Below are 8353 nucleotides of genomic sequence, written 5' to 3'. Positions count from 1 at the left end.
GGTCGATGCTGGAAGCGCTGGCGTGGACACCTTTGTTCTCTTTGACGAGTTGGTGTTAAAACGTTGCGCGGTCAACTGCTACGCCATGCTTAATGTGTCGGCTGCTGGTTTGGCCACAGAACGCTGGCCAGAAAACCTTGATCCAGCCTTGTTTTCCCTGACCCGAATCAAAGAGTGTCTTGAAGTCTGGCCAGGAAAAATAGTTGCTCTTAAAATTCGCATGTCACGCGAAATAGTCGGTGCCTCGGGCTACAAGCCACTTGATGCGGCTCTGGAGCTTGCCGAAGATGTTGGCTTGCCCCTGGTTGTGCATACTCCGGACCCCCCTGGGGATGCGGAAGATCTGGTTGAAAGACTGCGCGCCGGTGACATTTACGCACATACCTATAACCCTTACGGAAGCAACATTTTCGATAGTGCGGGAATGGTAAAGAAGGCTTTTATGCGTGCGAGGCAGAGGGGAGTGGTCTTTGATACCTCATGCGCAAAACGATTTTATACTTTTCCGATTCTCAAGGCCGCTCTGGAGCAGGGCTTCGCGCCCAGTATCATCAGCAGCGATATCACTGCCTTCAACCACTGTGACCCTCTCTCACACGGCATGGCTTATGCCATGACCCGCTTCATGGCCTTTGGCATGCCGCTGCCCGATGTTGTCCGTGCTGCGACTTCAACTCCAGCTATGGTTATGAAGCTGAAGGAGCACGGAGACCTCAGTTGCGGTTCTGTTGCTGATGTGGCGGTGTTTCGTGAAGAAGAACATCCCATGCTGGTGAAAGATTACATGGGAAATACCACTACAATAGAAAAATGGCTTGTGCCACAAATGACAATATTGAAAGGTAAAGTTGTCTACAGACAGCTTTTATTTAGAAATGAATAGTTCTGCGATTTCCTGACAAACATTTCAACAGATGAACAACGTACCGTGCTTTTTACAAAGCAACATAACAGTGTGCAGTATGTAGTTTTATAATTGATAAATTTTGCCTGAGTATACGGTCAGGTACGAATGGAGGCGATATGTCCGCGGAAGTGACACATAGCCAGACGGGTGAACCCCTTGTTGTAACCAGAGAGAGCTGGAAGTGCCTTGTGGCGACTTTTGCCGGCTGGGCTCTGGATGCTATGGATGCGATGCTTCTTGTTTTGGCTCTGCCCCTTATTGCGCAGGAATTTGGCACTGGCATGGAGGGTATGGGCTTTCTTGTCACCATCACGTTGGTGGGAGCCGCGTTCAGTGGGCTTTTCGTGGGGGTGCTCGCAGACAAATTCGGCAGAGTTAAAATGCTTATGGTAACCATGCTTTTCTACTCTGTTTTTACCGCGTTATGCGGATTTGCCCAAAGCTATGCTCAATTGGTCTTTTTACGTTTTTTGACGGGAATCGGTCTTGGCGGCGAGTGGGGCGTTGGTGCCGCACTGATTACTGAAACATGGCCAGCCAAGTGGCGTGCATGGGCCACGTCCACAGTGCACAGTGGCTTTCCCGTTGGCTATGGTCTGGCGACTCTAGCTTATATGTATATTGCGCCGGAATATGGGTGGCGTGTTCTGTTTTTCCTGGGCATTATTCCTGCCTTTATCGCCATTTGGATCCGGCTTGCTGTGGGAGAACCCGCAGTGTGGAAAAATGCCCAAAAGAAAAAGCCAGATATGCGTCCTACAATGGCTTTAGCCACGCTGTTCAAGCACGGCTACCTAAAACGCACCATTTTTGCCACGCTGCTTGCTACGGGAACCCTCATGGCTTTTTGGGGCGGCAACACTTGGGTTCCCACCTACCTGGCAAAATACAGAGGCCTGGATATTGTAAAGTCCGGCACTTTTCTTCTCATCCTGAATCTGGGCGGTGTTTGTGGACACCAGTTGTTTGGTTACCTCTCCGGCGTGATCGGGCGGAGGGCATCAATGTTTCTGGGGATTAGTTTAGCTGCAATTTCAACACTTATATATGTGACTATTGAAAGTCCCGAACTGCTTTTCTGGTTCAGCTTCTTTTTAGGGCTGAGTACGTTTGGCTTTTTCGGCACGTTTGGCGCCTATCTTGCCGAGCTTTATCCGGTGGAAGCCCGAGCCACGGGCGTCAGTTTCACCTTCAACGTCGGCAAGGCTTTTTCCATGCTTTCACCCTTGCTGATCGGTGTTGCTGCAAGCTCTTACGGTTTGGCCATAGGGCTGGGGCTGACTACTGTTTTTTATATGATCTCCCTTATTTCACTGCTTTTCCTGCCTGAAACAAGGTTCAGGTCAATCAGTGACTAATTGCATTGGGTATGGCAGCCGGTCAGCGATGCGGGTTTAATGTTTAACGGATGATCGGCAGAAAATGGATTAACATTCAGAAAGAACGGAGAACAGTCATGCCTAAAATGACTCCCAGCGAGGCAATGGCAGAAGTATTGTTGCAGGAAGGCGTTAACCATATGAGCGGTATTCTTGGTTCCGCCTTTATGGATCTTCTTGACCTGCTGCCCGCTGCCGGAATTGATTTTATTTCGGTACGTCACGAACAGACAGCTGGGCATATGGCAGATGCCTACGGACGCCTTACGGGAAAAGCTGGCGTAGTGATCGGCCAGAACGGCCCTGGTATAACAAACTATGTTACAGCAGTAGCCACTGCCAATATGGCGCATACGCCCATGGTAGTGCTTTCTCCCAGCGCTGGCACAGGATCAATCGGCTGGGACGGGTTTCAGGAGTGCGATACGTGGAATATTTTCAAGCCAATCACCAAGGCTTCGCTCAGGGTTCCGCATCCCAATCGATCCGCTGATATTCTGCGTACTGCTTTTCGCATAGCTTACGCAGAACGGGGACCAGTGCTTGTGGATATTCCCAGAGATTACTTTTATGGGGAGCTTGACGAAGAAATCCTGCACCCTTCACAATATAGGGTGGCTCCAGGCGGCATAGGCAATCCGGAACATTTCAAAGCCGCTGTTGAAGTGCTTAAAAACGCCAAGAATCCAGTGATAATTTCTGGCCGCGGCGTTGTTGATACGGATAGCGTGGGTGTAATCAAGGCTCTTGCCGAGCATCTGGGCGCGCCCGTGGCGACGACCTATATGCATAACGACGCCTTTGAATATGGTCACCCCCTTTGGACGGGCCCCATCGGCTATATGGGTTCAAAGGCTGCCATGCGCATTCTTCAAAAGGCGGATGTCATCCTTGCCGTGGGTACGCGCCTCTCTTACTTCGGCACGTTGCCGCAGTATGGCATCAATTATTTCCCCAAAAGTGCCAAAATTGTGCAGATCGATATCAATCCACGCCATATCGCCAAAACACACCCTGTGGCAGTGGGTTTGTGCGCCGACGCCAAAGACGCTTCGGAAGAGCTTTTCAAGCAGTTGCGCGAATCGGTTCCGGCCAAGGCCGATGTGACCCCCGTGCACAATATGATTCGGGAAGAGCTTGAAGAATGGTACAAAGACATGGCGGCCATTGCCAATGATCCGACCTTGCCAGGGCGCATGCACCCCCGCAAGGCTCTGGAAGTTGTGGGCAAGTTTGTTACCGATACCAACGCCATCGCTACCACCGATATTGGCAATACGTCCTCAACAGCAAACAGCTATCTGCGCTTCAATAATCCCAAACGGCATATCGCCACGCTCACATTCGGAAACACCGGGTTTGCCTATCAGGCTGCTCTTGGTGCTCAACTTGCCTGCCCTGAAGACACTGTGCTTTCCATTGCTGGCGACGGCGCTTGGGGTATGAGCCTTTTTGAAGTTCCTACGGCTTGTCAGTACAACCTTCCTGTCATAGCCACGGTATATAACAACGGTGCCTGGTGCGCGGAAAAGAAAAATCAGATGGATTTTTACAACAACCGCTTTGTCGGCGCGGACATCTGGTCGAAGTCATATGCCAAGATAGGTGAGGCCATGGGGGCGGACGGGTATTGTGTAAATACGCAAAAAGACCTCGCTGAAGCCCTGGAGTGCGCTAAAAAGAATCGACGCCCCGCTGTGATTGAAATCATGACGGACGGCAGCAACCAGCACCTTGCCCCGCCTTTCCGCAAGGATGCTCTGGCGTTGCCAACGCGCCATCTGCCAAAGTATGCGCATTTGGATAAAAAGTTCTTTTAAACTCTTAGAGCCGTCGATTTCGAGACGGGAGCAGAATTCTTTTATCTGAGTTTGCCAAGGCCAGCGCTGAAAAGCGCTGGCCTTTCTGCTTTATGGAAGCAGTCACGGCGCGCAATTCTTATGCCTGAAAGCAAAAATGTTTTTTTGTAGCAGAGATATTAGGCGAACTTTCCCCAAGGCTTGCGTCCGAAGTAAGTGAGGATTTGAAAAGTGGACTGCTTAAATATTTGGAATTGATATAAAAATTTAAATTTTAGATCAACAAGCCCCTTTTATCACTGTTTAGGAGTGACCATGTAGCTTGCTTAAAACTATCATTTTACCAAATAGTCCAAGCTTCTGCGCATAGCAAGACGCCCAATTTCAGCATTCCGCAATAGAAGTGCGAATGATGCTCTTGTGTGTTGGCTTTTTGAAATAGCATGGCTGTTTCTTGCTCGCGACACTTGCAAACCGCCTCGTTCAATACAGGCGGTCTTTTATGGTAATTGCTTCGTCGCTGGCCTGCCAGTGAGAAAGTTCGCCTGATAGAGGCCAGTATGGCCCCGGTCAGTCGGTTGATCTGGTAGCACGAACGTATGGCGTTGCTCCGAATTTGCTCTACCGCTGGCGAATGAGATAGGTCGTCAATTTCGAGCTGGCGACCGATAAGCCCTTCATGCCTGTAAGCTGCGGCTCCAAGTCTTCCAAGGCTGATCCAAAGTGTTATTTCTTCGATGTGTTTGTACACTACCTCAAAGTCATCGCTGAAAAAATTCTTTTCACCTTGGTCTTTATTTGAGTTGAGTCTTTTTTACCCACGCTGAATGATTTTTGAGTTGAAATGACTCAGAACCTTTACCCGGTATGGCCTAATTCGCTCAAAGATTGATTCTTGCGTAAGGATAATGTCATGGCACAGTGCTTGCTTAGGTTTCTGAAGCAATGGGCTATTTCATAACGCCTCAATTTTTGTACAAGTGAAGTCTTGTCCTCTCCAACTGTTAATATTCAATTAAAAAGGTATGTTAAAAAAAAATTCAATCCCCCTGATTCTCGCCATGGTAATTTTGGCTTCCGGCTGCACAGCCAAGCAACCCATTTCACAAATGGAATCTCCTCATGCTCCATTTTCCACGGCGCTGTTGGTCTCGGAGGAGAAAGCCGTTCCAACTTTAAGACAAAAAAATAAAGCTAAAAAAGCATCAACGACACTTCACGTGAAACCAGCTGCGGGACAGCTTTCTTCAGCTTACGGCAAACGTAAACTTGGCAAAAAACGAGTTCGCCAGCATAAGGGCATTGACCTCAGCGCTAAGCGCGGCAGTCCGGTCCTTGCCTCAGCATCAGGACATGTCGTTTTTGTGGGCAAAAAAGGCGCATATGGCCGAGTAATAGAAATAGATCATGGAAATGGTCTGACCACGCGTTACGCCCATTTGGATAATTTCGCTGTACGTCAGGGCGAAAAGGTTACGGCCGGAAAAAAATTGGGCGCAGTAGGCAGGTCCGGCAGAACAACAGGGCCGAACCTGCACTTTGAAGTTCTGCTGGACAGCAAGCATGTTGATCCATCTTTGATGGTGCCCTGGTCGTAAGCTTCTGCCAGATCCCCAAAAAACCTGCTTCATTCGCACCATCCTTCTTGTCTTTTCAAAGGTGGGTAGCTTCCATTTGCTTTAGGCTGCACCGTAGCGGTCCCGTTAGCATTACTGCAGTCATGCAAAATGAGTTTCACCCTGACCAATGTACTCCTCTCATGCCGTGCACCTTCCTCAGATCGATATAATTGTTTGATGATATTCGCTGCTTGCATAAAAGCATCTATACTCATAGGTCACAGGAATGATGGAGTAAATTTTACTCATTGCATCTTTAAATGTGAGTAAAAATTTTCTACTTATATTTTCTCCTTATGATAAAAAATATAATTCACTTATTTTATTAATTTATTTACATGGAACACTATTTGCTACGCTACAAGGCATCCCTACAAACAGTCGTGGGGAAGTGTTCCATCACCGGAAAATATTTTACAATAGAGGAGAACAGTATGATTGTGAATAAAGGTATCACTGCTACGGCCCTTGCGCTTTCTCTGGCCTTTTTGGGGACCACTTCTGCCGCATATGCTTGGGTTGGGGAATATGGGCATGATAAACCTTCTGCCCACCAGGTTGGAGAACATAACAACGCTGGAATCTCATCAACACAGCAAAGCACCGTCGCTTTCGCTGATCACGGTGGCGGTCATGAAAAAGCGGGCAACAATGCGGCGACACATGCCGCAGAGCTTAGCACGACCAGCCAGAGTGCGTCTCAGGTTTACGCCTTTGACGAGCATGGAGGCGGACATGAAAAGGCGGCGGACAACCCCGCAATACATGCGAAGGAGAAAAATCACCGCGACTAAGCGCTAAATCCTGTAATACCTGAACGCGTCCAGCGCGAACCTGCTGGACGCGCAAATAACTCTACCTGCCGCAAGAGCACCTGCCATGTTTGTCCCAAATATACACGGCCTTTTTGATAAACAGATATATCTGGATTTTGCCGAAAGGATGCGTTCTGTTGGCATTTTTTTCAGAGAATTTGTCTGTTCTCCCGCTTCAGTCGGATCCATATGCTCCAGCAGCAGATCGCTGGCCAAGGCTCTTATCCACATGGTCCTGCCTGGAAAAGGCATAGTGATAGACCTTGGAGCGGGGTCCGGTATTATCAGTGCCGAACTCATTCGTGCCGGAGTATCTCCTGAACGCATTATGGCAGTCGAAATTTCCGAAGGTTTTTGCAAGGAATTCAGCACACAGTGCCCAGATGTTCCCTTGATTATTGGCAATGCCTGCTCACTAGAATCCATTATTGCCAGTCATCATAAAAATGCTGGTGTATGCGCGATTATTTCATCTTTGCCGTTACGTGTTCTACCTACGGCCATAGTAGAAGAGATTATGAGAGAGGTTCATACAGTGCTCTCCCAAAGGGGAGGGGTTTTCATACAGTACACCTACGCATGGTGGCTTAATTATCCTCTCCGGCAATATGGATTTATTCCCAAGGCTGCACAAATTGTCTCAAGAAACATTCCACCGGCAAAAATAGAATCTTATACCATCTTGAATCAGGGCTAAACGCAAACGCATGCGCAAGCCTGAAAATACAAACTACAGACCAGTCTGGAAACACAGCAATGAACTGAATCCCCCTGACGGCGTCCCACTGCGCAGTCAGGGGGATTCAGCTCATTCTGTTTATATGCCGGTTGATCATTTTTTACTCAAAGAAACGTCTTTCCGTGCATTTTTTACTCAGCCAGAATTGAAAATTGTTTAGAAAACTTACTGCGTTAAGACAGCAAGCCCTTCAATGATTCTGGCACGTCACTTGCTTTTGAGAAAATTTAACAATGACCGCCCCTGTTCTGACTTTGGTGTGTCTGCGTCCGCTATAAACATTACACAATCAGGCCTAGGAGGCGCAATGTATCTTACGGCACACGGAGCCATGCTCACTGCAATGGCATTATTTTTAGCCGGCTCATCAACAGCATGTTACAATGCCTGGAATGAGCAAACAGGGCATGTAAAGCTTTTTGAAAAGCTGCAACTGGCAGCTTTTGCCCTTATTTTTTGCGCTTCTGGCGCTCTTCTTTATGGGCTTTTGGCACGTGACTATTCGTTGGTATATATTGCAAGTTACACAGATGACACGCTATCCCTTTTCTATACCTTGGCTGCATTTTGGGCAGGACAGGAAGGTTCATTATTGTTTTGGGCTTTCTTGATTGCCGGGTTCGGCTGCATACTCATTGCAAGTCCGACATACAAAAGTCTTTCTGCCAAACATAAGATTTACTTCTGGCTATTTTATATGTTCATCCAGGCTTTTTTTCTACTGCTGATAGCACAAATGTCTAACCCGTTCACCACGTACGAAGTGCCGCCTGCTGAAGGGCGCGGGCTCAACCCGCTGCTGCGCAACATCGGGATGGTGCTGCATCCTCCGCTTTTATTTATTGGCTATGCTGGCTTTACAATTCCTGCCTGTCTGGCTATGGGCGCAGTGATGGCTGGAGAAAAAAAGGCATGGTATATTCCTTCACAAAACTGGATTCTCATGTCGTGGAGCACCCTGACGGCGGGTATAATACTCGGCGGGTGGTGGGCCTATATGGAGCTGGGCTGGGGGGGATACTGGGCCTGGGATCCCGTTGAGAATGCCTCGCTTATCCCCTGGTTTTCAGCCACTGCCTTGCTGCACACCAGAAT

The 8353-nt window shown here is 48.4% G+C and carries 8 protein-coding genes and 1 pseudogene; all 9 read left to right on the top strand.

The genetic code is table 11. The features are described 5' to 3' along the window. On the top strand, positions 1–883 hold an 883-nt coding region (locus QM579_RS04270), incomplete at its 5' end, for an amidohydrolase family protein (protein ID WP_414997969.1). A gap of 140 nt (positions 884–1023) precedes the next feature. Continuing rightward, entirely contained in the window at positions 1024–2265 is a 1242-nt protein-coding gene (locus QM579_RS04265) for an MFS transporter (protein ID WP_414997968.1), read from the top strand. 98 nt (positions 2266–2363) lie between these two features. After that, a complete protein-coding gene (gene xsc, locus QM579_RS04260; RefSeq protein WP_414997967.1) occupies positions 2364–4106 on the top strand; it encodes a sulfoacetaldehyde acetyltransferase in 1743 nt (580 codons plus the stop codon). A 488-nt stretch (positions 4107–4594) separates the two neighbouring features. Next, positions 4595–4719 (top strand): annotated as a pseudogene (locus QM579_RS04255) (transposase); the annotation flags it as partial. Between the two features lie 391 nt (positions 4720–5110). Continuing rightward, on the top strand, positions 5111–5683 hold the full coding sequence (locus QM579_RS04250) for a M23 family metallopeptidase (protein WP_414997966.1): 573 nt from the start codon (positions 5111–5113) through the stop codon (positions 5681–5683). 455 nt (positions 5684–6138) lie between these two features. Then, entirely contained in the window at positions 6139–6498 is a 360-nt protein-coding gene (locus QM579_RS04245) for a hypothetical protein (protein ID WP_414997965.1), read from the top strand. A gap of 85 nt (positions 6499–6583) precedes the next feature. Next, positions 6584–7216, top strand: coding sequence for a class I SAM-dependent methyltransferase (locus QM579_RS04240; protein WP_414997964.1), 633 nt, complete (start codon positions 6584–6586; stop codon positions 7214–7216). 10 nt (positions 7217–7226) lie between these two features. Beyond that, positions 7227–7418 (top strand): hypothetical protein, encoded by a 192-nt coding sequence (locus tag QM579_RS04235; RefSeq protein ID WP_414997963.1) that lies wholly within the window; start codon positions 7227–7229, stop codon positions 7416–7418. A 33-nt stretch (positions 7419–7451) separates the two neighbouring features. Then, positions 7452–8353: cytochrome c biogenesis protein CcsA (gene ccsA, locus QM579_RS04230; protein WP_414997962.1), on the top strand; the 902-nt coding region annotated here is incomplete at its 3' end.

It is taken from the genome of Desulfovibrio sp., from assembly GCF_047607245.1.
In the GTDB taxonomy this organism is placed as follows: Bacteria; Desulfobacterota; Desulfovibrionia; order Desulfovibrionales; family Desulfovibrionaceae; genus Desulfovibrio.
The sequence above is the reverse complement of the archived record's forward strand: the minus strand, read 5'-3'. Positions and strand labels throughout refer to the sequence as shown.